The sequence below is a fragment of the Ruegeria atlantica genome (assembly GCF_013032005.1).
GTDB lineage: Bacteria > Pseudomonadota > Alphaproteobacteria > Rhodobacterales > Rhodobacteraceae > Ruegeria > Ruegeria atlantica_A.
This window is the reverse complement of sequence record NZ_WQBE01000013.1, coordinates 94,703-118,622: the sequence shown is the minus strand read 5'-3', so window position 1 is coordinate 118,622 and position 23,920 is coordinate 94,703. Positions and strand designations below refer to the sequence as shown.

The window sequence follows — 23,920 nt, the reverse complement described above, 5'->3', positions numbered from 1 at the left end:
GCAATGAGTTCCACAGCTCTCGACACGCGTCTGTGATGCAGCCGTCATTCGCATGGGAAGACATTTGCCTTTTTGTCCCGCGCGACCTGTGATCTGGCCGCGCGGATGCAGCGAAGATGTCGTTATTGATCCGGCATCGGCGGCGGGGTGTATCCTTCCCACTTGCCAGCAGTCACCTTGTCAGATGGCTCTTTTTCCTTCGAGCGAGGCGCCTTGATATATTCGTCGCCGACTGCCGGTGGCAGGGCATAGTCATCTACGCTGGCCTCCCGGACAACAATCTGATCCTTGGTGACATTGATTACCTGAAGATCGCGCGCAAGCGTCAGCGGCCCGTCATACGTCGAACGAACGCCTTCCAAAATCGCCTGGTAGTTTTCTGGTGAAAGAACAGAATGGTATCCCAGTGCCATGCGAGGCTTGACCGTTGACATGACCTTGCCAAAAGCCGCGGGTTCGGTGTGGACGCGGGTGGCGACATAAGTTGCCTGCTTCATGTCCCATCCAAAGTAGGGTGCCAACGCATCTGGCGGCAAAAACGCTTCGTGAGACGCTAAGTCTGCGTCTTTGGCATACTCGACATACCATTTATTCGGGTAGGTATCTCCGCCAAAGACGTACTTTAGCCCGTTCCATTCAAGGGAATAACTGACCGAGCCATCGAGGCTGTGGATCGCCGGCCAGGAACGAATGGTGACATCGTTTTCTTGGTAAACGATCTCGTTCTCCTGCATGTAATCGAATTCGGTGACATCAAGTTTCGCACCCTCATCCGGCAAAGCACCGGTTCTGGTCGCTAGGTCCCAGGCATAAGCCTTCGACATACCGTCTACATATGCCTTGGTGCCCAGTTCTTCCTCGGATCCGGACGGACCGAAAATACGAAGCGGGGTGTAGCGGCCAGAGAGCCAGCCTCCAACGTGAAGACCCATGAAGTCACCGACATGGTCTACATGCAGATGGCTGAAAAAGACTTTATCGATCTTTGAGAAATCTGGTCGCAATGAAAAAAGGTTGCCAGTAGATCCGGTGCCAACGTCGAAAAGAAAGGTATCCCCATTGCCCAACTCGACTAGGAACGAAATGGAAACGGCCGCTTTTGTTTGGTTTGGCATCCCCGTGCCCAATGCGGTGATCCGCATCTCGCTTTCACCGAGAATTTCAGTGTTTGGGAAATAGGACGCCGGATAGGTTCCGTCTTCGATTGCAGCAGCCGTTCGACCTTTTGGAAGCATATTCTGCGCCAAAGCAGATCCACTGACCGCAAGCCCAAGCGCTAAAACTGCACTTGTCGTGGAAATGAGTAATCTATTCATAGTTCCCCCTCCCTTTAGACGTGGCTAAGCATTTCACAAAAGCGTGATTCTCAAGTCAACCATAGACATCTCTACGGTAGTACCATAGACTTCTCTATGTCAATAGAGGCCTCTATGGAAAGCGGAATGGCAGTAATCGAAAAAAAGGAAAAAGCGTCGCGCGAGGATTGGTTGCTTGCGACGCTGGACGTTTTAAGAGAGCGCGGAATAGAAGGCGTAAAGGTCGTCGCTATTGCGCGTAGGTTGGGGTTGACGAGCGGAAGTTTCTATTGGCACTTCAAGAATTTAAAAGATTTACTCGACGCCGTTTTAACCTATTGGGAAGAAGCTTTGACCGGGCACATCATTGAGGATGCAATAAAGTTTGAAGGTCCCGCGAAAGAGCGGATCAGGCTCTTGATGCAACAGGTCATTCGCGAAGACGCTTCCAGACCAGACGGGGCCATTGCGGTCTGGGCGAAGTCTGATGCGGACGCTGCATTAAGCTATAAGCGTGCTATGGACCGGCGGTTTGAGTTTTCAGCCTGGTTGTTCGAACAGGCCGGTTTCGGGCCTCAAGACGCTGAAATTCGCGGTCGTATGATGGTAATGACGCTGATGGGTGAAACAACCAACGGGTTAAAGAACTCTGACGGTTGGGAAGGTATTCTCGACCGACACTGGCGCGTTTTGGTAGCGTAGTCTTCTAAGTAGGTTCCAATAGCCACCTCGTTTGCAAATCCGATTTCAATCTGATCGGTTCATTTGGGCTATTGGAGCATTTACCCCGTCGTTGGTCTCGAAAGCTACCGCCGCCCAGAATTCACCGGTTTTAGATGACAACGAGCTTGCAGCCGACGGGTCTGATAGTTCGGTTGAGAGTGGACCACTCAACTTTGCAAAGTCCGCTTCCTGCGCATTGCTGCCATTGTGGACGTATGACGATGCGGCATCAGCGAATGGCGGCTTCGTGGCCGTTGCTACTGGTGATAGCGCAACACCCGTAGAATCGACACTGCCTATCGTCTCGAAAAACAGATCGCACATTCCTTACCGGGCTTGATCACTAGTTTTGGCCGGAAGTCAAAGTCGATGGAGCACCGGCTCGAATCCGAGATACGGCTTCGAGCCATACGTCATCTTACGTACATTGGCATCTCGTAAGTCATTGTTTTTAAATGATTTGTGGTGCCCCCACACGGACTCGAACCGCGGACCTACTGATTACAAATCAGTTGCTCTACCAGCTGAGCTATAGGGGCGCTGAGTGTCGATTACTTTCTCTTGTTGGAGACTGCAAGCCCATATTTTTATCTTAACTTAGTGAATGTCGGATTTCTTGGCAACGCGAAGAAACAACCGGGCAGAATGGTGTGGATTTGACTGTTTCGACCGCAGGCTGTAACCCGACTAGAAGAGTTGAAAGCAAGGACAAGAACCGAAAATGAAGGTTGCTATCCACGCGGGCGCGGCTTTTACAGATGAAGGCCGCGTGCTGAACTCGTTGAAGAAAAACTCAGGCATCCTGAAAAATAACGGGGTCAAGATTTTTGGCGCGCGACGATACAACTGGACCTTCAATCCCATTTTTGAAAAGTTGGGAACTGAGGCCGTCGACTTATCCCAAAACCTCAATAGCATTCTGCCAAACGATTCACATACCCTGCGGGCGATCTTTTCCAGTGGAAGATTCGCGGGTGAACCGGCTGATGCCTTGCAGGAAGGGCAGTTGTATCCTTTAGCCGGTCGCAGAATGGCACTGTTGGAGCAAGCCTTTGATGAACACCAACTTGAGTTGTTCATAGGGCTCAGAAATCCGGGCAGCTTTATCCCCAAACTCCTGATGTCGCTGCCCGAAGGTGAGCGTGCCGAAATTGTTCGAAACACTGACCTGAGCTGCCTTAGCTGGATCGGCATGATCGAAGACATTCAGGACCTCGCCCCCAGCGTTCAAATCACATTGTGGAGCAATGAGGACACCCCGTTTATCTGGGGAGACATTATACGGTCTTTGACTGGCTTGGACGATAGCATGACGCTGGTGGATGAATATGACCTGTTGGCGACTTTGCTGGATGAAGCCGGACAAACCAAAGTGCTGGCCCTGAGCAACCAAATTGAGCCGCAAGACAGGTCAGCCCTGCATGAACAGTTGGCTCAGATTTTTGAAGAGCACGCGCTGCCTGAGAAAATTGAGGAAGAGTTGGACATGCCCGGCTGGTCCACCGAGATCGTGGACGCGTTTTCCGAACTGTACGAACAGGATCTTGAACGGCTTGGTGCCGTACCGGGCGTGCGTGTTCTAAAACCCTGATCGTGAATGTGAGGGACCCGCATGACAAGAATCGTCAGACGGACCCAGCCCTGTTTCAGCTCATGCCCAGCGCTTCCTTGTACATCTCAAGCACCGCCTCTTCTTCGGCAATATCGTCCTTGTCGCGCTTGCGCAGCGCGATTACCTTGCGCATGACCTTGGTGTCGTATCCACGGGCTTTGGCCTCCGCCATCACCTCTTTTTGCTGTTCCGCAAGGTCTTTCTTTTCTGCGTCCAGGCGTTCAAAGCGTTCGATGAACTGGCGCAGCTCACCCGCGGTAACACGATAATTCGCAGTGGCCTGATCTTCGGTCATGTCATCCATAAATGTCTCTCCCAGAGGTGGATATCTGATGCTGTGACAGCGGGCTCTACGCCGGATACATTGCTGCCGCACGGGCCGCAAGCACCCAATCCTGCCGGGCTTGTGTGAGCAGTGGTGATCCGCTAAGCGCTGGTGGAATTGACAAGCAAATGTGGGGAACCATGTTCGAATTCATCACCTGGGGCGGTGCCGCCCTGTCGCTTGCCGGGCTCTGCGGCCTGGTTTGGTGTATCCTGCGTGTGATGAAGGCGCGCAAGTCTGGCCTGTCGGACGAGGAACTGCGCGCAGTTGTTCAAGGTGTATTGCCGTGGAACCTGGCATCACTGTTTTTGTCGGTTCTTGGCCTGATGGTGGTGATCGTCGGGATTTCTTTTGGCTGACCGTTGAATTCAAACGGGCAGATTATCAAAGCGCGCTTCCATCGCATCTTCGCACAGGGCTGCATCCAAACGACGTAGGCGCGACGGGACATGCATTCCCTGCTGGCGCATCCGTTGAATCACTTTGGCCACACTTGGTTGCAATGCCAGACGTGTATCAAGGCACGCTCCGCTGAGCTTTTCTTCAAGTTGTTCGGCTTCTGAGTATAAATTGACTGACGACATTTCTATCCTCCCAAATGTCTTCATTTAGTCTGATATATGTGACCGTTTTAAGACCCGTTTAGATTGCTACACAATCGCGCGGAAAACCGCCTGTTCGTCGGACTATTTTTGCGACCGGGGGCGATTTGATTAAATTTTACTCGAAACGAGGCTACCCTGCTTTGACCCGCATCAAATCACGCAGTGTTGATTGCAATATATTCCGTAATTAATATATGAAATACCGACATAGGCGGAGGACCACATGACACCAAAAGTAAAAGCGTTTTTCGACCCCGAGACCTTTACGGTTTCCTACTTGGCGCAAGAGCCCGAAGGGCTTGCATGCGCGATTATCGACAGCGTTCTGGATTTTGACCACGCCTCTGGCCGGACGGGTACGCACACAGCCGATAAGATCATCGAGTACGTGCGGGCGAACAACCTGCGGGTTGAATGGATTCTGGAAAGCCATGTGCACGCCGACCACTTATCCGCTGCCCCCTATCTGCAGGAAAAGCTGGGCGGCAAGATCGGGATCGGGGATCAGATCGTTACCATTCAGGAAACCTTCGGTAAAATCTTTAACGAAGGGACCGAGTTTCAGCGGGACGGCAGTCAGTTCGACGCCCTGTTCCGCGAAGGCGACAGCTTTCACGTTGGTCAGATGCGCGGCGATGTTCTGCATACGCCCGGCCACACTCCGGCCTGCCTGACCTATGTGATTGGCGATGCCGCGTTTGTCGGCGACACTCTGTTCATGCCCGATTTCGGCACGGCGCGCTGTGATTTTCCAGGTGGGTCGTCCGCAACGCTATACGAATCGATCCAAAAAATTCTGGCACTACCGGATCAGACGCGCGTCTTTGTGGGGCATGATTACATGGCGCCGGGGCGCGACGAATATGCTTGGGAAACAACCGTGGGAGAGCAAAAGGCGCTGAATGTCCATATTGGTCATGGACGCTCTGTCGAAGAGTTCGTTGAAATGCGCGACGCCCGTGATGCAACGCTGCCCATGCCCCGCCTGATTCTGCCGTCGCTTCAGGTGAATATGCGTGCAGGGCAGATGCCGCCTGCCGATGAAGATGGCGACGTTTACCTGAAACTGCCACTGAACAAACTCTGAAACATTGGCGGCTGTCACGCAAAGGACAAACAATGCAACCTGAATGGATATGGGGCCTTGGCGGAGGTCTTCTGATTGGGCTGAGTGCTGCCCTCTATTTACTGGGCAATGGGCGCATCATGGGGGCCAGTGGCATTCTGGGCGGGCTGGTCGACGGCAGTGATCGATCACTTGAACGGCTGGCTTTTCTTGCGGGATTGATCGGAGTGCCCTTGTTGCTGCGACCCCTGCTCTTGCCCGCGGCCCAAACTCATCTGACCGGGAACATCACCCTCGTGATTATCGCCGGTCTATTGGTGGGCTTGGGCACACGCATCGCCAATGGGTGTACATCGGGGCACGGCGTTTGCGGAATATCCCGATTTTCCCTGCGGGGCATTGTCGCCACAATCGTCTACATCATGGCTGGGATCGCAACGGTCGCTCTGCTGCGCCATGTCTGGGGGCTGATCTGATGCGCGTAGTCATTTCATTTCTTGCAGGATCGTTGTTCGGAATCGGCCTGCTGATCTCTGGTATGACCGACACAACCAAAGTGCAGGGCTGGTTGGATATGTTCGGACAATGGGATCCAACGCTCGCCTTTGTGATGGCTGGGGCGATCCTTCCCATGCTTGTCGCATGGCGGTTGACGTCCAACCGCCGCCCACTGACCGGAGGGAGGTTTCCGCAAAAAGCCGCACCCGAATTGGACCGCCAGTTGATCTTTGGCTCTGTTCTGTTTGGCTTGGGTTGGGGATTGGTTGGGCTGTGCCCCGGACCGGCCCTTGCCTCGCTTGGCTATGGGGGAGTTGGCGGAATTGTTTTCCTGATCGCCATGATTGTGGGCATGGTTGCGGCCCCTACCCTTGGTGCGCAACTGGACAGAGCCGCCAACGCGGCCTAAGCAATTGCCATGGAGATTCGCCCGATTACCCCCCGCTACGCCGTCTCGCCGCAAATTTCGGTCGAGGACGTCCCAGCCATCGCCGATGCCGGTTTTGTCAAAGTGATTTGCAACCGGCCCAATGTCGAGGTTCCTGCGGACATGCAATCAGACGCCATCGGCGACGCGGTGCGTGCGGCGGGTATGGAATACGAGGTTCTGGAACTGACCCACCAGACCATGACCCCTGAAAATGTGGCCCTGCAACGCGAGTTGGCCGAAAGCTGCGGCGGACCGGTTCTGGCCTATTGCGCCTCGGGCACGCGGTGTTCGGTAGTGTGGGCATTGGGGCAGTGCGATCGGATGAGTGCGGACGACATCCTGAACGCGACCACCAAAGCGGGTTACACGCTGGACAACCTGCGCCCGATCCTTGAGCAGATCCGCGGCGACACTGAGTAAACTAGCTAGAATTATTGGGATCAGTTGTGGGCGTCGACAACCCGGCCAGCTGCGAAATTTCGGCAACCATTTGATCTGAGTCGGCGAAATTCAGGTTCGTTTCCAAATCCTCCGGTGCGATTGAATCGAACGGGACAGGCATCTGCGACATCTCTGGTTGTGCGGGCATGTCCGGTTCCTGATGTGATGCCACAGGCGACCGAGCCTCCAGAAACTCCTCGGCTTCAGTTTGGGTCAACGCCGTAAGCGGTGCGCATTCGTTCAGGCGCACGGCGCGCATCCCGCCACATTGCCCCAAGCGACCAACGGCAGCGCGCGCGCGGTCGATCGTCAATACCTGCGCCCGATCCAGCCGTGATCCCGTCAACGGCAGCACATCCCCAACGGCGAGGTCAGACAGCGACGCCAGCGGCAGGGTCATTCGGCAGATCACCGCGTTTAACTCTGCCCGCAAAACACCCGAAGCCTGTTCAAGGTTTGGACCTGTGTCCTCTTGCCTGACCTCCCCCTCCTGCTCTGCCGGATGATCGGGCAGGAAGACAGAAATCTGGCCCTGCCGTAGGCCACCGCCCAGTTCCACGGTAAGGTCAAACACCCGATACGTATCTTCAACCATCGCCAGCGACAATGTGCGCAAATCTGCCAAACGCGTGGAAAATTCATACCCCAACAAACTGGATTGATCCAAGGGCGCATCCACCAGTTCCACAGACCGTGCCAAGACCTGCTCGACCAACGGGGCAACCATCGCACCATCCGTGTGCGTGAAGGCACGTGGCGCAGGATCACCTGCCATTACCTCACCAATCGTTTGCACTTGAACGATGGCTGAAACAGCGCCCAGATCCATGCAGACAGCGGCAGAGATCCCATCGCTGTTCATAAACTGCAGCATCAACCAATCTTCCCCAACCGGCCCCGCCAGCATGTCCGGCGTACGGTTGGATTGTTTGGCCCCTATGACAACAAGCGGGAGTTGCAAATTGTCCCCGGCCGCGCGTGCAAAAGCCAGCCGCAGCGCCCGCAAGATCGAGCGTGGCTTATCGCCCTGCTCTTCCTGTCCCGCTGAAAGCTTGCGCGCCAATGCTGCGCTGACCGTTTGCGACATTCCCGAATCCGCTGTGTTTTTCCGCGTCTGACTCCCTGTCTAAACCGGTGCTGGTTACGAATGTCTTTATAAGCACATCACTGCGCGGCCTGCCGATAGGCCAGTGGCAAACGAACACGGAAGGCCGCCCCACCCTGACCGGGCAGATAGGTGATTTCACCGCCCAGGCGCTGCATAATCTCGCGGCAGATCGCCAAACCCAATCCGGCACCCCCCGCCTTGTCGACGCCAACACGGGCGAATTTTTCGAACACCATCGAGCGCGCCTCGGGCGGGATGCCACTGCCGTTATCGGCAAAATCAATCACAACTTGCCCACCAACATCATGGGCCGAGATTGTCAGTTCGGGCTCGTCGGCATCGCAATATTTCTGAGCATTGGAAATCAAATTGATGAACACCTGCCCCAGCCGATCCAGATCGGTTAACAGCGGGATACGCTCGGACGCTTTCGCGCGTTTGACGGTCAGTGTTTGCCCGGTTCCGGCCAATGCACTGGACACCGCCCGATCCAGAACCGAGCGAAGCGTATCCCCGCCCACGTTCAGGCTGACCTGTCCGCTTTCCAGTACGCTAAGATCAAGTAGGTCATCCAACAATCGCGTCAGGCGCAAAGCTTCGTCATGAATGATCGCGGCATAGCGCGTCTGTTCTTCGGGGCTCAGCCCGTCGGTGTCACGCATGATCTCGGAAAACGCGCGGATCGAGGTCATGGGTGTGCGCAACTCATGGCTGACCTGGCTAAGGAAACTATCCTTCTGTTCCGAGATTTGCGTGAGCTTGGTGTTTGCCTCGCGCAATTGCCGCGCGGTGCGGGACAGCTCGGCGGATTTGACCTCCAGTTGGCTGGAATATTCCAGCAACTGAGCGGATTCGTCGGCCACCGCCAACAGGTCTTCGACCGAAACGGATGATCCCCCGACGATCTGGCCAATCATCGCATGCGCTGTGGCCGCACCGACAGAGCCGCTGAGTTCCCGTTCCAGACGTTCCAGAAAGGCGGGCGTGGGTTCCGGCAGGCTAGAGCGACCACCCTGCTGTTCTGCCTCGGCATGAAAGAAGTCTTGCGCCGGGCCCGCCCCCAATATCCGCTGGGTCATGATCATCAAGTCTTCGCTCTGAGCCACCGATCCCGTCCAGCCGCGCGGCGCGACCGAATGGTCGAAAACGTTAACGAATTGCGCCCCTTGCAGGCGTTCCAACGGGCTGGGAACGCTTAGCAACGATGCAACACAGAACGCCACCGTATTCAGGGACAGTGACCACATAACGGTGTGTACCATCGGGTCCATACCTTCGATCCCAAACAGGGCCTGCGGGCGCAGCCAACCCCACCCGAAGGGCCCGTTTAGAACGACCGTTTCGGGTATCAACGCCCCACTCATCCCCGGCAACAGCAGTGTGTATATCCAAAGCAGGAAACCTACCGTCAGGCCCACCAGCGCGCCGGTCCGCGTAGCACCGCGCCAGAACAGACCGCCGACTAGTGCGGGCAGGATTTGAGAAATCCCGGCAAAGGCCACCAATCCGATTGACGCCAAAGCCGCGCCGCCACCGGACAGGCGGTAGTAAAAGAAACCCAGCGCCATGATGACAGCGATCGACACCCGACGCGCCATCAGAACGACATTCCGAACGTCCCCCGAAACTGAGCCGGACCCTTCCTGCGTGCTCAGCCAGATTGGCATGACCAAATGGTTTGACACCATGGTCGACAACGCCATTGCGGTAACGATGACCATCGATGTGGCCGAAGAGAAGCCGCCGATAAAGGACAACATCGCCAACCAATCATTGCCCTGAGACAAGGGTACAGTCAGGACAAACAGATCGGGATTTGACCCTTCGGGCATCAGGTCCAGACCAACGACCGCGATCGGCACCACAAAAAGGCTCATCAACAGCAGATACAGCGGAAAGGCCCAGGCAGCGGTCCTCAGGTGCCCTTCATCCGCGTTTTCAACCACCATCACCTGAAACATACGCGGCAGGCAGATAAAAGCCGCGGCGGATAGGAAAATAAACGTGGTCCAGCGCCCCGCATCCACATTCCACTGGCCGATCTCAGAGGCGTCGATCCGGTCCATCATCGGCCCCACGCCCCCCGCAACGCCCCAGACCACAAAGGCGCCAACCGCCAAAAGCGCGAACAGCTTGACCACGGATTCCAATGCGATGGCCGTCACTACTCCGTGGTGCCGTTCATTGGCATCCAGGTTCCGGGTACCAAACAGGATCGCAAAGATGGCCAACCCTGCAGCAACCCAAAAAACGCTGGCACCTTCGCGATACAGCCCCGAGGGGTCAGCCTCGGCAAAGATAGAAAATGACAGGGTAATGGATTGCAGTTGCAACGCGATGTAGGGGGTTCCGCCTAGCACAGCCAGAATGGTCACACAGATCGCCAGTGTATTGGATTTGCCATAGCGTGAAGAAATCAGGTCAGCGATCGAGGTCACCCGCTGACTGCGCCCGACCCGCACCAGTTTGCGCAGTCCCCACCACCAACCGACCATCACCAGCGTTGGCCCCAGGTAAATGGTCACGAATTCTAACCCCGACCGCGCGGCGTTGCCCACGGCGCCATAAAACGTCCAAGCCGTACAATAGATCGACAGCGACAGTGTGTAGATCAGTGGAGAACGAAGCCAAGCCCCCCGCCCGGCCGCCGCCATCCGATCCGCGGCAAACGCGACCCCGAACAGCAGAACAACATAGGCAAGGCAGACCAGAATAAGGACGTTCAGCGTGGCCATCAATCCGTCTCGGGCTCGGAATCGTCCGGAATGGCCATACGCCGGGCAGCAAAGCCAAACACTAGGCTGGCAACAATCAGGCCCGCCCAGCAGGCAAAGATGTAAAAAATCGCTGAGGACAGGGGCACCCCTTCCGGCGCACCCGGCTCATCAGGCCACAGCAACGGAATGGCCAGCAGCGCCGCCCCCAAAAATGGCAACAGGCGCGCGGCGTCTGACAGCCTGCGACGGCGATAACTCTGTCGCTCAAGAAAAAGCGAAGGCCGAACCCCCGAGGGCGGCCGGTCTTCGCCTGTGCTCATGACTGTGTCGCCTGCGCATGCAGGTCGCGCACTGCCGTCAGCATCTCGGTATTGGAAAACGGCTTGGTCATGAAGCGGCTGACACCGGCGTTTTCGGCCATTTCGCGATCTCGGGACTGGCCGCGGGCTGTCAGCATCAAAACCGGAAGGCCCTGCATATCCTCAAGCTCACGCAAGTCGCGTAGAATCTCCATCCCACTTTTGCCCGGCAACATCACGTCCAGAATGACCAGATCCGGGCTTGCCCCCTGAATGACCTGCAACGCGTCCGCGCCTTCGGCATGGGTTTCCACCTGCCAACCCTCACGCGTCAGCAGAAACCGAATGGCCTCGGCGATGTTGGGCTCATCCTCAATTAACAGAACCTTACGGCTCATTATCTGTCCTCCCCGTGACGGGCTACAAACTGGCAGACCCGTCTCCGACAGCTTACGCGCAGTGTCAGGAAACTGTCAAAAACCTTCGCTCAGAATTGACGGTTCGCGCCGCGACTTGCAGTCGCTGTGCGGGCAGACCCTGCAACTGGGCCCAACCCGGGCCACGGCCTGTTCGTCATGCGCCACGTCTTCGACCGAGCGTACCAGCATCACCGAGCGATAAACTGGCCCCTCGTCGTACCCGGAAACGGATTGCGGCCAGGCATAGGCATAACAGTCGAAGACAGCGGCCGTCCGACCAAGCTGTACAATGCGTTGCCGAATGGGCACCAAGGGCCTGTTCAGGGCCTGAAACAACGGCCACAGGGGGCAGGCTTCGCCAAAACGCGGCATAGCAAAGCCGGGGACGGATTTGTTGAACAGAATGCTGCCGGATGCGTCACACACCACCAGACCCGTCGGGCGGCCCAGATACCCGTCCGGCAGGGCCGCCAACCGACGCAGCACCGTCGCAAGATCCACCGAAAACCGGGACGCCAATTGCAGCGGGTTCAACGCAGATTCTGCCAAAGCCGCTTGCACATCCTCTAGCGGCATGGCCCGGGCATCTGCAGCATAGATGTCAAGAAAGTCTCGTGTCAGGGATTTGGCTGTCGCCGAATCCAGATCGCTCAGATCAATTTCAGCGCCGGGCCCACCCTGTTCGATCTGCGGGAAATGATGCCCGTTGGCGTCGAAAAACGCCTCGACATCCTCCAGCGGAACGCCCCGATGATCCCCGGCGGAATCGCTTTCATCAAGGTAAGCCACAAGCGATTTCGAGCTATCCGCCAAGCGTTCCGCATCCTGATGCAGGTTGCTGTGAAACCGGTCCCGCCATTCTGGTTCGATTTCCTGCGTGTCTGCCAGAATAGCCGCGGTTGAACGAATCGCAGCAGCGGTTGACAAGACCTCGTGCATGGACGCCGCCAGATGGGGATCATGAGTCAACCTGTCGGATAAGGTTTCGACTGTGCGCTCCAACGACACCACACGCCGATGCATCTGGGCCAGTACACCCGCCCATCCAGGGAACCGGCCCGCGAATTCTTCTAACCCGTCCAGTTCAGCCTGTTGACCAACGGCATCAGCCGCCGCCTCGCGTAGCGCGGCAATCAATGTAGCTTCGATCCCCTGTGTCAGCACCGAAGGTTCCACCGCCAGCACCGTCGCTATATTGACCAGCAACTTGCCACCGATCCGGCGGCGGTTGTGTTCGATAAGATTAAGGTAAGATGCCGATATCCCGACCCGCCGCGCCAGCTCAGCCTGGCGCATCCCGGCGATCTGACGCCTTTCCCGAATGCGACTGCCTGTCAGCGTATCGCGCATACCCTTACCCCTATCTTACACGAACTTAATTAGCCATTTCCTAACGATGTTTTCAAAACTTGTTTTTCTTTTCTATTAGTTATGCACAAATTTTCATAGCCACTTTACAAATTTAACACATCTGCACGCCTCATCGTCCGCCAGCCGTGATCAGAATCTGCGTACTGCCCCTTCTCATTTCACCCAATTCCCGGCACGATAGCTGGATGAGCGATCCCGCCTTTGAATATGCGCCAATCGGATTAGTCGAATTGGAAAACCGGATTATCCGGCGCTGCAACCTGCAGTTCGCCCGCACCTTTGGCGGCGAGGTTGCGGATTATCGGAACATGCCTCTGTTGCATCTGTACCCCTCGGTCGCCGATTGGGAGCGCATAGGCGCACGCAGCCTGCAGGTGATGCGCGACACCGGGTATTACACGGATGAGCGGGTCATGCGGAGGCGCAACAGCGATCTGTTCTGGTGCCGTGCCCGCGGGCGCTCGTTAACACCGGACGACCCGTTCCGACATGGCATCTGGAGCTTTTCCGACATCTCGGAAGAACGTCCCCTGGTCGAACTGACTGTTCGCGAGCGTGAGGTTGCCATCATGTCTTGCCGTGGCCTGTCCGCAAAGGAAATCGGGGGTGAATTGGGCCTTAGTTATCGGACGATCGAAGCCTATCGCGCGCGCCTGCTTGAGAAATTCGGGGCACGCAAACTACCCGAATTGGTGGCGAAACTTTCAGGAATGCCACTGTAGCCCCTTCCCCCCCGGGAAAACTTGGGTAAAACCCTTATCTGTCAGGCCGAGACTGCGCTTTTCATGGCCGGGCGCTTGGCTTATAACGCTGCGTAATTAGACCAAAGCCCGCAGGAACAGACGGGCCAAAGGGGAACCGTCGAGGACACTCATGACAGACACCAAACACGAAGCGGATGTGGCATTCATCAAGGCACTGGCTGAATTGCTGCGCGAAAACGATCTGACCGAATTGCAGGTCAAACGCGAATATGGCGAAGAAGACAGCCTGAACGTGCGCGTCAGCCGCATGAACCAGGTCGCCGCTGCTCCGGTTCAGGTTGCCGTTCCTGCCGCAGCCCCGGCCGCGCCCGTTGCCGCCCCTGCTGCCGCGCCCGCAGCAGCCGAAGCCCCCGCCGCACAGGAAGATCCGGCCAGCCACCCCGGCGCCGTAACCTCGCCCATGGTCGGCACCGTGTATATGCAAGCTGAACCGGGCGCACCTGCGTTCATTTCGGTCGGCGCGTCGGTGTCCGAAGGCGACACACTGCTGATCGTCGAAGCGATGAAAACCATGAACCATATCCACGCGCCCAAAGCAGGCACCATCAAGCGTATTCTGGTTGGTGATGGTGACGCTGTAGAATTCGGCACCCCTCTGGTCATCGTTGAGTAGGGCGGGCCCATGTTCGACAAAATCCTGATTGCCAACCGAGGCGAGATCGCCCTGCGCGTCATCCGCGCAGCGCGCGAGATGGGGATTAAGACGGTCGCCGTGCATTCAACCGCTGACAGCGACGCGATGCATGTGCGCATGGCGGACGAATCGGTATGTATCGGCCCTCCGCCCAGCCCGCAGAGCTATCTTTCGATGCCCGCGATCATCTCGGCCTGTGAAATCACCGGCGCACAGGCGATCCACCCCGGTTACGGCTTCCTGTCCGAGAATGCCGAGTTCGTGCAGATCGTCGAAGATCACGGCATCACCTTTATTGGCCCCACCGCGGAACATATCCGCATCATGGGCGACAAGATCACCGCCAAAGACACGATGAAACAACTGGGTGTGCCCTGCGTTCCCGGTTCGGATGGTGGTGTGCCTGACCTGGCAACCGCTAAAAAGATCGGCGAAGATTTCGGCTATCCCGTTATCATCAAGGCCACCGCAGGTGGCGGTGGGCGCGGCATGAAAGTCGCGATGAACGCCGATGAGATGGAAAGCGCATTCATGACCGCACGGGCCGAGGGCAAAGCCGCCTTTGGCAATGACGAGGTCTATATTGAGAAATACCTGACCACGCCGCGCCACATCGAAATTCAGGTGTTTGGCGATGGCAAAGGCAAAGCGGTTCATCTGGGCGAACGCGACTGTTCGCTGCAGCGTCGCCACCAGAAGGTGTTTGAAGAGGCCCCTGGCCCCTGCATCACGCCAGAGGAACGCGCCAAGATCGGCAAGGTCTGTGCCGACGCCGTGGCCAAAATCAACTATATCGGCGCGGGTACCATCGAGTTCCTGTACGAAAACGGTGAGTTCTATTTCATCGAGATGAACACCCGTCTTCAGGTTGAACACCCGGTAACCGAAGGGATCTTTGGCGTCGACCTGGTGCGGGAACAGATTCTCGTGGCTGCCGGTGAAGACATGTCGTTCGGTCAGGACGATCTAGAAATCAATGGCCACGCCATCGAAGTTCGGATCAATGCTGAAAAACTGCCCAACTTCTCACCCTGCCCGGGCAAGATCACGGCCTATCATGCGCCCGGCGGATTGGGCGTGCGGATGGATTCAGCGCTTTATGATGGTTACTCAATCCCGCCCTATTACGACTCACTGATTGCCAAACTGATCGTACAGGGCCGCGACCGGGCCGAGGCGCTGGCGCGTCTGGAACGCGCATTGGGCGAACTGATCGTGGACGGCATTGATACCACTGTGCCGCTATTTCACGACCTCCTGCAGGAACCCGACATTCACAGCGGCACCTACAACATCCACTGGTTGGAACGCTGGCTTGCTGAGAATATGCCTGACTAACCTACTGGGGGCGAAGGGCTGCAATCCTTCGCCCTTCGAGCATTCCGCATGAGCCTTTCCCCGGAACTCTTACTACACGGCTATTCCATCGGAATTTTTCCGATGGCTGAAAACCGCGACGCACCAGAATTGTTCTGGGTTGATCCCAAGTTCCGCGGAGTCTTTCCCTTGGATGGATTTCACGTCTCGCGCAGTCTGGCACGCCGCATCCGAAATTGCGGGTTCTCTGTCACCATAGATCAGGAATTTACCGGGGTGGTCGACGGCTGCGCAGATCGCGCCGACACCTGGATCAATGCCGAACTTCGCGAGCTTTACATACAAGTTCATCAGTCAGGCTATGCGCATTCTCTGGAAGTTTGGGAAAAGGATCAATTGGTTGGCGGTGTTTACGGCGTTACATTGGGGGCTGCATTCTTTGGGGAAAGCATGTTCTCACGCCGAACAGATGCGTCAAAAATCGCACTGGCCTATCTGGTGGACCGACTGCGCCAAACCGGGTTTCGGCTGTTTGATACGCAGTTTCTGACAACTCATCTGGCGTCCTTGGGTGCAATCGAAATTCCGCGCTCGCAATACCGTCAGGAATTGGACGAGGCATTGAACGCCAACGCAGATTTTACCACGCCTTTGGTTCAGTCGCCCGAGGGTGTAATACAGCGGATCACCCAGACGTCATAGCGTGCATGATCCAGCGCGTTCAGGGCTGGAGACGTTGCAATCATCCAGCCGTCAAACAATTGATCCGACTTACCTTTTTCCCAGATCGTCAAATAGGCAAACGCATCACCTGTCGGGTTATCGACAGGATAGCGGCAATCCCCCAATGCAACATCCAGACCGAATACCTCTCCGGTCTGACCGTTTTGCATTTCGACATCGACGGTTTGGCCGCTGACTTTGTCCAGGCCCCGCAGGATTGCTCCGGGGGCGGATTGAACCTTTTCCTGAGCTGATGCGCCAGAGGCGAGCAGCAGCGCAGCGATTAGGGCGAAACGCCTCATTCGCTGCTATCCCCGGCCACGAATTTGACCAGTAGTGAGATCAGGCTCACCGCGCCTTGGGTATCTTCGACCTGATCGCCCGGCTCGAAATAGAAAGGCGAACCACCGGGCATCACCTCAACGAAATTGCCGCCCAGCAGCCCTTCGGAAGAGATCACGATGGCACTGTCATCAGGCACCAGAATACCGTCCCGGATCGTGAATGTCGTGTCCGCACGATAGGTGTCTGCGTTTAGGGTAACACCGGTTACCGTGCCAATCTTGACCCCGGCCAGACGTACATCCGTGCCGACACCGACACCTTCCAGCGACCGGAAGGAGGCCCCCAGTTGATACCCTTCACCGCCTTGCGACAGACCGGTGGATTGGCTTGCATAGACGCCAAAGGCAACGGCACAGGCCAAAACGGCCCCGCCGACAAGAACTTCGGTCACATTGTAAGTAGACATTGCTCGCCTCGTTTATTCCGGGCTCCAGGCCTCGTAATCTTTGCGCTCGATCGGATCTTGCCGACGCAGAGATCCCGCGGGTGCATAAGCCAGTGCGGTACCCGTCAGGTTTTCTTGATGGGGCTTTTCCCAGGATTTGTGCTGTAACGGTTTGTCGGTTGGTGGCTCGTCCCAGGTACGGTGCAGCCAACCGTGCCAATCCGGATCGATCCGGCTTGCCTCGGCTTCGCCGTTGAAAATCACCCAGCGCTTACTGTCATCGGCGTTTTGGTAGAACACGTTGCCTTCGTTGTCCTCACCGACCTTGACGCCCTTGCGCGCGGTATAAATCTGCGTGTTCAGAGTGGCCCCGTTCCACCAGGTTACGGCCCGCAATAGCGTGTTCAGGATTCCCATCGGCTGCCTCCGGCATTTCTGTCCCCGCAGATATGGACCAAAGGCACGCCAAGGTCCAGTGTCACAAAGGCTGCACTCACTATTCCGGCAAATAAGCCGTTACTTCAATTTCGATCCGGAATTTCGGATCAATCAAACCGCATTCGATCATGGATGTGGCCGGAGGGTTTTCTCCGAAATACTCTCGCAAAATCGGCCAGCAGGGTTCAAATTCGGCACGGTCCGGCAGCATGTATGTTACGCGAACAACATCAGCAAAGCTGGCCCCAGCCTCGCTCAGAGCTTTTTCGATCGTCACCAGTGCTGCACGACATTGTTGGATCACATCATCGCCCTGCCCGACCGTCCCAGCCACATGAACCCAGCCACCGGCTACCACCGCACGGCAGTAGCCTATTTTGGCTTCGAATTCTCCGCCCGAGGAGATACGTTTGATCGTCATGATGCCTCCAAAAGAAAACGGCGCGGTCCATGCCGCGCCGTGTTTGCTAATTCGTTTTGAACTTAACCGGCCGAAGCCGATTCCGCCGCGTCCGCATAGATAATCAGCGGCTGCTTGTCGGACGACACAGCCTCTTCGTTGACCACAACCTCGGTCACGTTTTTCATGCCGGGCAGTTCGAACATCGTATCCAGCAGGATGTCTTCGAGGATCGAGCGCAACCCGCGCGCGCCGGTCTTACGTTCGATGGCCTTCTTGGCAATCGCCTTCAGCGCGTCGTCGGTAAACGCTAACTCAGCATCTTCCAGTTCGAACAGGCGCTGATATTGTTTGACCAGAGCGTTCTTGGGCTTGGTCAGAATGGTAACCAGCGCGTCCTCATCCAGATCTTCCAGCGTTGCCAAAACCGGCAGACGACCGACAAATTCCGGGATCAGACCGAATTTCAGCAGATCTTCGGGCTCCAGATCTTTGAAAATTTCGCCCACACCGCGTTCATCATTGTCACGTACGTCAGCACCAAAGCCCATGGCCGAGCCCTTGCCACGTTGCGCGATGATCTTGTCCAGACCCGCAAACGCACCACCGCAAATGAACAGGATATTCGTCGTGTCCACCTGCAGGAATTCCTGCTGCGGATGCTTACGACCACCTTGCGGCGGAACACTGGCCACGGTGCCTTCCATCAGTTTCAGCAGCGCCTGCTGAACGCCTTCGCCCGACACATCGCGCGTGATCGACGGGTTTTCGGACTTGCGTGTAATCTTGTCGACTTCATCGATATATACGATGCCGCGCTGCGCGCGTTCGACATTGTATTCGCTGGCTTGCAGCAGTTTGAGAATGATATTCTCGACATCCTCACCCACGTAACCGGCTTCGGTCAGCGTGGTGGCATCTGCCATGGTGAACGGTACGTCCAGAATTCGAGCCAATGTCTGCGCCAGCAAGGTTTTACCGCAACCGGTTGGGCCGATCAGAAGGATGTTGGATTTCGCCAACTCAATATCGCCACCCGCCTTTTGGGCGTGGTTCAAACGCTTGTAGTGGTTGTGAACCGCAACCGACAGAACCCGTTTGGCCGTCGCCTGACCGATCACATAGTCGTCCAAAACCTCGCAGATATCTTTCGGTGTCGGAACCCCGTCCGAGGACTTCAGACCGCTGGCCTTGGTTTCCTCGCGGATGATGTCCATGCACAGTTCGACGCATTCATCGCAGATAAACACGGTCGGTCCGGCAATCAGCTTGCGCACCTCATGCTGGCTCTTGCCGCAGAAGCTACAGTAGAGCGTGTTCTTGCCGTCACCGCCTGAATTCGTCGCCATGTTCTACCTTTCGGGCTTCGTCCCTGCGGCCCATCCTGAACCGCGCTTGCCACCTGTTGGTGCAGCTTAGGCCAGCACCGAGACGGCTACAATCTCAAAATGCGCCCCCGCACCACCGGCCCGGGGGCTTAAACTCAGGCCTCGTCGCCGTCCATTTTCGCGCGGTTTTCAACGATTTCGTCGATGTGACCCCAATCTTTCGCCTCTTCCGGGCTCATGAAATTGTCACGATCAAGTGCTTTTTCAACTGCCTTTTTGGTCTGGCCCGTATGACGCACGTATATGTCATAAAGGCGATCCTTCAGTTTCTGTGTCTCGGCTGCGTGAATCATGATGTCGCTGGCCTGACCCTGATACCCGCCGCTGGGTTGGTGGACCATGATGCGGCTGTTGGGCAGCGAAAACCGCATGCCTTTTTCGCCACCAGCCAGCAAAACCGACCCCATCGAGGCCGCCTGACCGATTACCAATGTCGAACATTTCGGCTTGATGTACTGCATTGTGTCGTAAATCGACAAACCCGAAGTCACCACTCCACCTGGCGAGTTGATGTAGATCGAGATCTCTTTGCTGGGGTTTTCCGCCTCAAGATGCAGCAGCTGCGCCACGACAAGATGGCTCATCCCGTCGTGGATCGGGCCGTTGATGAAAATGATCCGCTCTTTCAAAAGGCGCGAGAAAATATCGTAGGCCCGTTCGCCCCGGCTGGTCTGTTCGACCACCATTGGGACGAGCGTATTCATATAGGTATCAACTGGATCGAACATTCTGAACCTGCCTGCTTTGCTATGGATCGGGACATTACCCGAAGAAACGTTACCCGAGTCTTAGTGTCGCCATCGGGGGGCTGCAAGGGGGACCGGATACTTCACCCCCTATCGCCGTGTTTTAAGGCCCAATCCCGCTGTCGCCAAAGTTATCGCGGTGATGTCCATCAAATCTCATCGCTGTCACATCACATCATTTTGATCCGTGCATATGGAAATACATGATCATAATATGTAACCAAACATAACGCGTATCGGATCCGCTCAAAACAACACCCACCCCGCTTACGCGTAGAAAAGGAAACAAACGATGGCCCTTCCCCAGCTTTCGCAAAATATGCCTCCCGAGTCGTTCGACAAGATGGTCCACAACGCGACGCGCGCGTCGAATTTCCTGAAAGCCATCAGCCATGAGGGTCGCCTGATGATCCTGTGCCACCTGGTGTCTGGCGAAAAATCCGTGACCGAATTGGAAGAATTGTTATCGGCGCGTCAGGCTGCCGTGTCCCAGCAATTGTCGCGCCTGCGCCTTGAGGGGCTGGTGACGCCCCGCCGCGAGGGCAAGGCGATCTATTACCGTCTGGCGGATGACCGCCCGCGCCGCATGCTGGAACTTGTCTACGACATGTTCTGTGGCGAGGAAAAAGGCTGAACCTTCAGCCTTTTACGATCCGTTGGCACAGGCCTGATAACCGTCGACCAATGCGCGCAGCAAATCCGTATATTGATCTGCGCCAGGGTTAAGGGCCACGCCGATCGGATCCAGATGATAGATTGCGGCGCCCGTTCCCTCAATCGCAGTTTTCACCAAACGAGTGTCGTATTGCGGTTCCGCAAAGGCGCAGACGATCTGATCTTCGGAGACTTTTTCCTGCAGGGCGGCCAGACGCGCGGGTCCCGGCGCCGAGGCGTCGCCCAAGCTGACGGATCCAGAGGTTTCCAAGCCAAAGCGCTTTTCGAAATACTGATAGGCATCATGGAATGTGATGAAGCTGCGTGCCTGCATGCCGCTTAAGTCAGCAGCTATCTCATCCTGCAAGCCAGCCAGTTCGGCATCGGCGGCCTTTGCATTGTCTCGATACTGTTGCGCGTTTTCCGGATCAGCGGTCGCCAGAGATTCCGCGATTACCTGAATCCAAACCCGCGCATTTTCGGGGTCCAACCAGGCATGCGGATCAATTCCGTCATGGTCATGACCGTGATCGTCGTGGCCTGAGTGCCCTTCTTCGTGGTCGTCGTGGCTTTCATGTTTGTCTTCGGCATGATCGTCATGACCATCATGATCGTCGTGGTCGTCATGATCAGAATGGTCGTCATGCTTGGCGTGGTCATCGTGATCATCATGATGATCCTCTTCATGACCCTCTTCGGTAACATCGCGAAAATCGTACAGAACTGTTCCATCTGTATCCAGCAAAGTCACAAGCTGCGCATCCTCGGACAATGCACTCAGCGGCTTGGCCATCCAGGGAGTCAGCTCTTCGCCGACCCAGAACACCACATCCGCCGATTGCAATGCACGCGCCTGAGAAGGCCGCATCGCGTTACTGTGCGGTGAAGCACCCGGCGGGATGATCAGATCTGGCGATCCTACCCCATCCATGACGCGTGCCACCAAGGAATGAACCGGAGCAATATCAGTGGCGACCTTTGGGGCTTCGGCTGCAGCTTGACCTGCCAATCCGGCACCAATTACATAAAGGGAAAAACGGATCATGCGCACTCCAAGATGATATGTTATCACATTCTTTGGGCGCTTGATAAGCCTGGTGTTATAACATATCAAGCAGAAAATACCCGGAGCGCATCACCATGAGTACAGTTGGCTTCAGACAACACGACCACACGCATTGCGTTCACACAGCCCTGGCTCAGGCCGACGCAAAGTGCAAAGCGCAGCGCCTGCAATTCACACCGGTCAGGCGCCGCGTACTTGAGATTCTGCTGGAAAAACATCGGGCAATGGGCGCCTACGACATCCTCAGCGTCCTGTCCGCCGAGGGGATGGGTTCGCAACCGCCCGTGGCTTATCGCGCACTGGATTTTCTGGTGCAGAACGGGTTTGTCCACCGGATCGAGCAACTGAACGCCTATACCGCCTGCGCCCACCCGACCCATGACCATATTCCGGCCTTCCTGATCTGCCGATCCTGCAAAGCTGTAGCCGAAACTGAAACCGAGCTGACGCAGGGCCGTTTGGGCGCTGCGGCCAGCACCTCGGGGTTTCGGATCGAGCGGGTTGTGGTCGAAGCCGAAGGTCTGTGCCCCGAATGCATTGGGGATCAACCGTGACAAAAACGCTGATCTCTCTGAAGGACATGTCCATTCGCGTGGATGGCCGAACCATTCTTGAACATGTGAACGCCTCGGTTTCCGAAGGCGAGATTGTCACGATTGTCGGACCAAACGGATCGGGCAAATCGACCCTTCTGCGCGCGATGATTGGTGCGGTCTCTCCTGCCCAAGGCACCGTGCAACGCGCGCCAGGCCTGCGTATCGGTTATGTGCCCCAGAAACTGGCGCTTGATGCGGCCCTGCCGATGACAGTCCAGCGGTTTCTAGGTCTTCCCAAGCGCATCTCGGCCCGCGACGCCGTCAATGCATTAGACATTGCCGGGGTCCCCGACCTTCGCAGCAGACAGATGACGAAACTGTCCGGCGGCCAGTTTCAACGCGTTCTTCTGGCGCGTGCTTTGCTGGAAAATCCGCAACTGCTGCTATTGGACGAGGCGACACAAGGGCTTGATCAACCCGGTGCGGCTGCGTTCTACCAACGGATTGAACAGGTTCGCCGCGAATTGGGCTGCGCGGTCGTGATGGTCAGCCACGACCTGCATGTGGTCATGGCGGCCTCGGACCGAGTGCTGTGTCTGAACGGACATATATGCTGTGAAGGTTCGCCCAACACTGTCGCTGACGCACCTGAATACCGGGCATTGTTCGGCAGCGGCACCAAGGGCACCATGGCTTTGTATCAACATAAGCACAGCCATTCCCACCATCACGATCACCATCACGCACAGGACAATACCAACTGATGCTGGACGATTTTATGGTACGCGCCGCCCTTGCAGGGGTTGGCGTTGCAATTGCGGCGGCCCCTCTGGGTTGTTTCGTGGTTTGGCGTCGCATGGCTTATCTGGGTGAGGCGACCGCGCATGCCTCGGTTTTGGGGGTTGCGCTGGCGCTTGCGTTTTCGCTGCCCTTCCTGCCTGCTATTGTCGCTGCCGCTTTGGCCATGGGTCTGACCGTGACGCTGCTGCGTGGTAAGGGTTTTGCCATGGACACGTTGCTGGGCGTTATCGCCCATACTGCACTCGCAGCCGGATTGGTCACCGTAGCCTTGTTGGCGGATGTCCGACTGGATCTGAACGCCTTTTTGTTCGGCGACATCCTAGCCGTCACCAAAACCGATTTGACGACAATCTGGGTTGGCGGCACATTGATCCTTGCCCTAATGATCTGGAGGTGGTCGGCCTTGTTGGTGGCCACGCTCAACCCGGACCTGGCCTACGCCTCAGATATCGACCCAAAGCGCGAAGAAATGTGGCTGACCCTTGCCATGGCTCTGGTCGTGGCCGTTGCAATCAAGGTGGTTGGCGTTCTTTTGATCGCAGCCTTGCTGGTAATCCCTGCAGCGGGTGCGCGGTCTTTGGTCAGAACACCCGAAGCCATGGCGTTCTACGCCGCGATCATAGGCTCTGTGGCCGCATTGGGCGGGCTGTGGGGCGCGTATCTGGCCGACACGCCGGCCGGGCCCAGCATCGTTTGTGCGGCGGCTTTGATCTTTGTTGCAACCGCGCTGTTTGGTCCGTTGATCCGCAAGGAATAATACGGGACCCAAAGCTCTGGTTCCGTTCGGGAAAAACTGCTACGCAACACATAACTG

The 23,920-nt window shown here is 56.5% G+C and carries 30 protein-coding genes and 1 tRNA gene; 15 read left to right on the top strand and 16 right to left on the bottom strand.

The genetic code is table 11. The features are described from left to right. Positions 1-122: 122 nt before the first annotated feature. Positions 123-1,316 carry a guanitoxin biosynthesis MBL fold metallo-hydrolase GntH gene (gene gntH / locus GOX21_RS19160; RefSeq protein ID WP_170362196.1) on the bottom strand — a complete coding sequence of 398 codons (1,194 nt, stop codon included), beginning with the start codon at positions 1,314-1,316 and terminating at the stop codon, positions 123-125. 126 nt (positions 1,317-1,442) lie between these two features. Between gntH and GOX21_RS19155 the strand changes: the two genes are divergently transcribed. Continuing rightward, positions 1,443-1,997: a TetR/AcrR family transcriptional regulator gene (locus GOX21_RS19155; protein ID WP_170351294.1), complete on the top strand. Its 555-nt coding sequence runs from the start codon at positions 1,443-1,445 to the stop codon at positions 1,995-1,997. Positions 1,998-2,481: 484 nt separating this feature from the next. Here the strand turns inward: GOX21_RS19155 and GOX21_RS19150 are convergent. Continuing rightward, positions 2,482-2,557, bottom strand: a tRNA-Thr gene (locus GOX21_RS19150). 182 nt (positions 2,558-2,739) lie between these two features. Here GOX21_RS19150 and GOX21_RS19145 point away from each other — a divergent pair. After that, positions 2,740-3,609 carry a hypothetical protein gene (locus tag GOX21_RS19145; RefSeq protein ID WP_170379205.1) on the top strand — a complete coding sequence of 290 codons (870 nt, stop codon included), beginning with the start codon at positions 2,740-2,742 and terminating at the stop codon, positions 3,607-3,609. A gap of 55 nt (positions 3,610-3,664) precedes the next feature. On the opposite strand, the gene GOX21_RS19140 is transcribed toward GOX21_RS19145, so the two are convergent. Continuing rightward, positions 3,665-3,934: a DUF2312 domain-containing protein gene (locus tag GOX21_RS19140; RefSeq protein WP_058282431.1), complete on the bottom strand. Its 270-nt coding sequence runs from the start codon at positions 3,932-3,934 to the stop codon at positions 3,665-3,667. Positions 3,935-4,095: 161 nt separating this feature from the next. Here GOX21_RS19140 and GOX21_RS19135 point away from each other — a divergent pair, with 161 nt between their 5' ends. Next, positions 4,096-4,314: a hypothetical protein gene (locus GOX21_RS19135; RefSeq protein ID WP_170351324.1), complete on the top strand. Its 219-nt coding sequence runs from the start codon at positions 4,096-4,098 to the stop codon at positions 4,312-4,314. 9 nt (positions 4,315-4,323) lie between these two features. On the opposite strand, the gene GOX21_RS19130 is transcribed toward GOX21_RS19135, so the two are convergent. After that, positions 4,324-4,539 (bottom strand): hypothetical protein, encoded by a 216-nt coding sequence (locus tag GOX21_RS19130; RefSeq protein ID WP_170351325.1) that lies wholly within the window; start codon positions 4,537-4,539, stop codon positions 4,324-4,326. Positions 4,540-4,783: 244 nt separating this feature from the next. Between GOX21_RS19130 and GOX21_RS19125 the strand changes: the two genes are divergently transcribed. The 4 genes from GOX21_RS19125 to GOX21_RS19110 are packed head-to-tail and all read left to right on the top strand — an operon-like array spanning position 4,784 to position 6,974. Continuing rightward, positions 4,784-5,647, top strand: a complete 864-nt coding sequence (locus GOX21_RS19125) for an MBL fold metallo-hydrolase (protein WP_170379203.1) — start codon at positions 4,784-4,786, stop codon at positions 5,645-5,647. A 32-nt stretch (positions 5,648-5,679) separates the two neighbouring features. Beyond that, positions 5,680-6,102 (top strand): YeeE/YedE family protein, encoded by a 423-nt coding sequence (locus tag GOX21_RS19120; protein ID WP_170379201.1) that lies wholly within the window; start codon positions 5,680-5,682, stop codon positions 6,100-6,102. Next, entirely contained in the window at positions 6,102-6,533 is a 432-nt protein-coding gene (locus GOX21_RS19115) for a DUF6691 family protein (RefSeq protein ID WP_170379199.1), read from the top strand. The genes GOX21_RS19120 and GOX21_RS19115 overlap by 1 nt, the downstream gene beginning before the upstream one ends. 9 nt (positions 6,534-6,542) lie before the next feature. Beyond that, positions 6,543-6,974 (top strand): TIGR01244 family sulfur transferase, encoded by a 432-nt coding sequence (locus tag GOX21_RS19110; RefSeq protein ID WP_170362573.1) that lies wholly within the window; start codon positions 6,543-6,545, stop codon positions 6,972-6,974. A 1-nt stretch (position 6,975) separates the two neighbouring features. Here GOX21_RS19110 and GOX21_RS19105 read toward each other — a convergent pair whose 3' ends face one another. The 5 genes from GOX21_RS19105 to GOX21_RS19085 form a co-directional block, all read right to left on the bottom strand. Further along, the gene (locus GOX21_RS19105; protein WP_170379197.1) at positions 6,976-8,082 is read right to left on the bottom strand and encodes a FliM/FliN family flagellar motor C-terminal domain-containing protein; all 1,107 of its coding nucleotides are present in this window, start codon (positions 8,080-8,082) and stop codon (positions 6,976-6,978) included. Between the two features lie 77 nt (positions 8,083-8,159). Next, positions 8,160-10,838, bottom strand: coding sequence for a sensor histidine kinase (locus GOX21_RS19100; RefSeq protein WP_170379196.1), 2,679 nt, complete (start codon positions 10,836-10,838; stop codon positions 8,160-8,162). Continuing rightward, the gene (locus tag GOX21_RS19095; RefSeq protein WP_170351332.1) at positions 10,838-11,140 is read right to left on the bottom strand and encodes a hypothetical protein; all 303 of its coding nucleotides are present in this window, start codon (positions 11,138-11,140) and stop codon (positions 10,838-10,840) included. Before GOX21_RS19095 ends, GOX21_RS19100 begins: the two co-directional genes overlap by 1 nt. After that, entirely contained in the window at positions 11,137-11,517 is a 381-nt protein-coding gene (locus GOX21_RS19090; protein ID WP_170379195.1) for a response regulator transcription factor, read from the bottom strand. Before GOX21_RS19090 ends, GOX21_RS19095 begins: the two co-directional genes overlap by 4 nt. Before the next feature lie 75 nt (positions 11,518-11,592). Then, on the bottom strand, positions 11,593-12,888 hold the full coding sequence (locus GOX21_RS19085) for a helix-turn-helix transcriptional regulator (RefSeq protein ID WP_170379193.1): 1,296 nt from the start codon (positions 12,886-12,888) through the stop codon (positions 11,593-11,595). A 206-nt stretch (positions 12,889-13,094) separates the two neighbouring features. On the opposite strand from GOX21_RS19085, the gene GOX21_RS19080 reads away from it, so the two are divergent. From GOX21_RS19080 to aat, 4 genes are all read left to right on the top strand, one after another. After that, entirely contained in the window at positions 13,095-13,631 is a 537-nt protein-coding gene (locus tag GOX21_RS19080) for a LuxR C-terminal-related transcriptional regulator (protein ID WP_170379191.1), read from the top strand. Positions 13,632-13,782: 151 nt separating this feature from the next. Continuing rightward, a complete protein-coding gene (gene accB, locus GOX21_RS19075) occupies positions 13,783-14,286 on the top strand; it encodes an acetyl-CoA carboxylase biotin carboxyl carrier protein (RefSeq protein ID WP_170351336.1) in 504 nt (167 codons plus the stop codon). A 9-nt stretch (positions 14,287-14,295) separates the two neighbouring features. Continuing rightward, positions 14,296-15,645, top strand: a complete 1,350-nt coding sequence (gene accC, locus GOX21_RS19070) for an acetyl-CoA carboxylase biotin carboxylase subunit (RefSeq protein ID WP_170351337.1) — start codon at positions 14,296-14,298, stop codon at positions 15,643-15,645. Positions 15,646-15,693: 48 nt separating this feature from the next. After that, positions 15,694-16,326: a leucyl/phenylalanyl-tRNA--protein transferase gene (gene aat / locus GOX21_RS19065; protein ID WP_170379189.1), complete on the top strand. Its 633-nt coding sequence runs from the start codon at positions 15,694-15,696 to the stop codon at positions 16,324-16,326. Here aat and GOX21_RS19060 read toward each other — a convergent pair. From GOX21_RS19060 to GOX21_RS19035, 6 genes are all read right to left on the bottom strand, one after another. Then, complete coding sequence (locus GOX21_RS19060; RefSeq protein ID WP_170379187.1) at positions 16,281-16,649, bottom strand: DUF2155 domain-containing protein; 369 nt, start codon at positions 16,647-16,649, stop codon at positions 16,281-16,283. The genes aat and GOX21_RS19060 overlap by 46 nt on opposite strands. Continuing rightward, positions 16,646-17,098: an outer membrane lipid asymmetry maintenance protein MlaD gene (gene mlaD / locus GOX21_RS19055; protein ID WP_170379185.1), complete on the bottom strand. Its 453-nt coding sequence runs from the start codon at positions 17,096-17,098 to the stop codon at positions 16,646-16,648. The genes GOX21_RS19060 and mlaD overlap by 4 nt, the downstream gene beginning before the upstream one ends. 12 nt (positions 17,099-17,110) lie before the next feature. Next, positions 17,111-17,494 (bottom strand): NADH:ubiquinone oxidoreductase subunit NDUFA12, encoded by a 384-nt coding sequence (locus GOX21_RS19050; protein WP_170362565.1) that lies wholly within the window; start codon positions 17,492-17,494, stop codon positions 17,111-17,113. Between the two features lie 79 nt (positions 17,495-17,573). Beyond that, positions 17,574-17,936 (bottom strand): RidA family protein, encoded by a 363-nt coding sequence (locus GOX21_RS19045; RefSeq protein WP_170379183.1) that lies wholly within the window; start codon positions 17,934-17,936, stop codon positions 17,574-17,576. A 62-nt stretch (positions 17,937-17,998) separates the two neighbouring features. After that, entirely contained in the window at positions 17,999-19,264 is a 1,266-nt protein-coding gene (gene clpX, locus GOX21_RS19040; protein WP_170351343.1) for an ATP-dependent Clp protease ATP-binding subunit ClpX, read from the bottom strand. Between the two features lie 134 nt (positions 19,265-19,398). Next, positions 19,399-20,031, bottom strand: a complete 633-nt coding sequence (locus GOX21_RS19035; RefSeq protein ID WP_058282412.1) for an ATP-dependent Clp protease proteolytic subunit — start codon at positions 20,029-20,031, stop codon at positions 19,399-19,401. A 310-nt stretch (positions 20,032-20,341) separates the two neighbouring features. Between GOX21_RS19035 and GOX21_RS19030 the strand changes: the two genes are divergently transcribed. Next, the gene (locus tag GOX21_RS19030) at positions 20,342-20,683 is read left to right on the top strand and encodes an ArsR/SmtB family transcription factor (RefSeq protein ID WP_170379181.1); all 342 of its coding nucleotides are present in this window, start codon (positions 20,342-20,344) and stop codon (positions 20,681-20,683) included. A gap of 12 nt (positions 20,684-20,695) precedes the next feature. On the opposite strand, the gene GOX21_RS19025 is transcribed toward GOX21_RS19030, so the two are convergent. Further along, entirely contained in the window at positions 20,696-21,748 is a 1,053-nt protein-coding gene (locus GOX21_RS19025; RefSeq protein WP_170379179.1) for a zinc ABC transporter substrate-binding protein, read from the bottom strand. A 95-nt stretch (positions 21,749-21,843) separates the two neighbouring features. On the opposite strand from GOX21_RS19025, the gene GOX21_RS19020 reads away from it, so the two are divergent. The 3 genes from GOX21_RS19020 to GOX21_RS19010 are packed head-to-tail and all read left to right on the top strand — an operon-like array spanning position 21,844 to position 23,863. Then, positions 21,844-22,323: a Fur family transcriptional regulator gene (locus tag GOX21_RS19020; RefSeq protein ID WP_170362560.1), complete on the top strand. Its 480-nt coding sequence runs from the start codon at positions 21,844-21,846 to the stop codon at positions 22,321-22,323. Between the two features lie 26 nt (positions 22,324-22,349). Continuing rightward, the gene (locus GOX21_RS19015; RefSeq protein WP_254428622.1) at positions 22,350-23,069 is read left to right on the top strand and encodes an ATP-binding cassette domain-containing protein; all 720 of its coding nucleotides are present in this window, start codon (positions 22,350-22,352) and stop codon (positions 23,067-23,069) included. Continuing rightward, positions 23,069-23,863: a metal ABC transporter permease gene (locus GOX21_RS19010; protein WP_170379177.1), complete on the top strand. Its 795-nt coding sequence runs from the start codon at positions 23,069-23,071 to the stop codon at positions 23,861-23,863. The genes GOX21_RS19015 and GOX21_RS19010 overlap by 1 nt, the downstream gene beginning before the upstream one ends. Positions 23,864-23,920 lie beyond the last annotated feature (57 nt).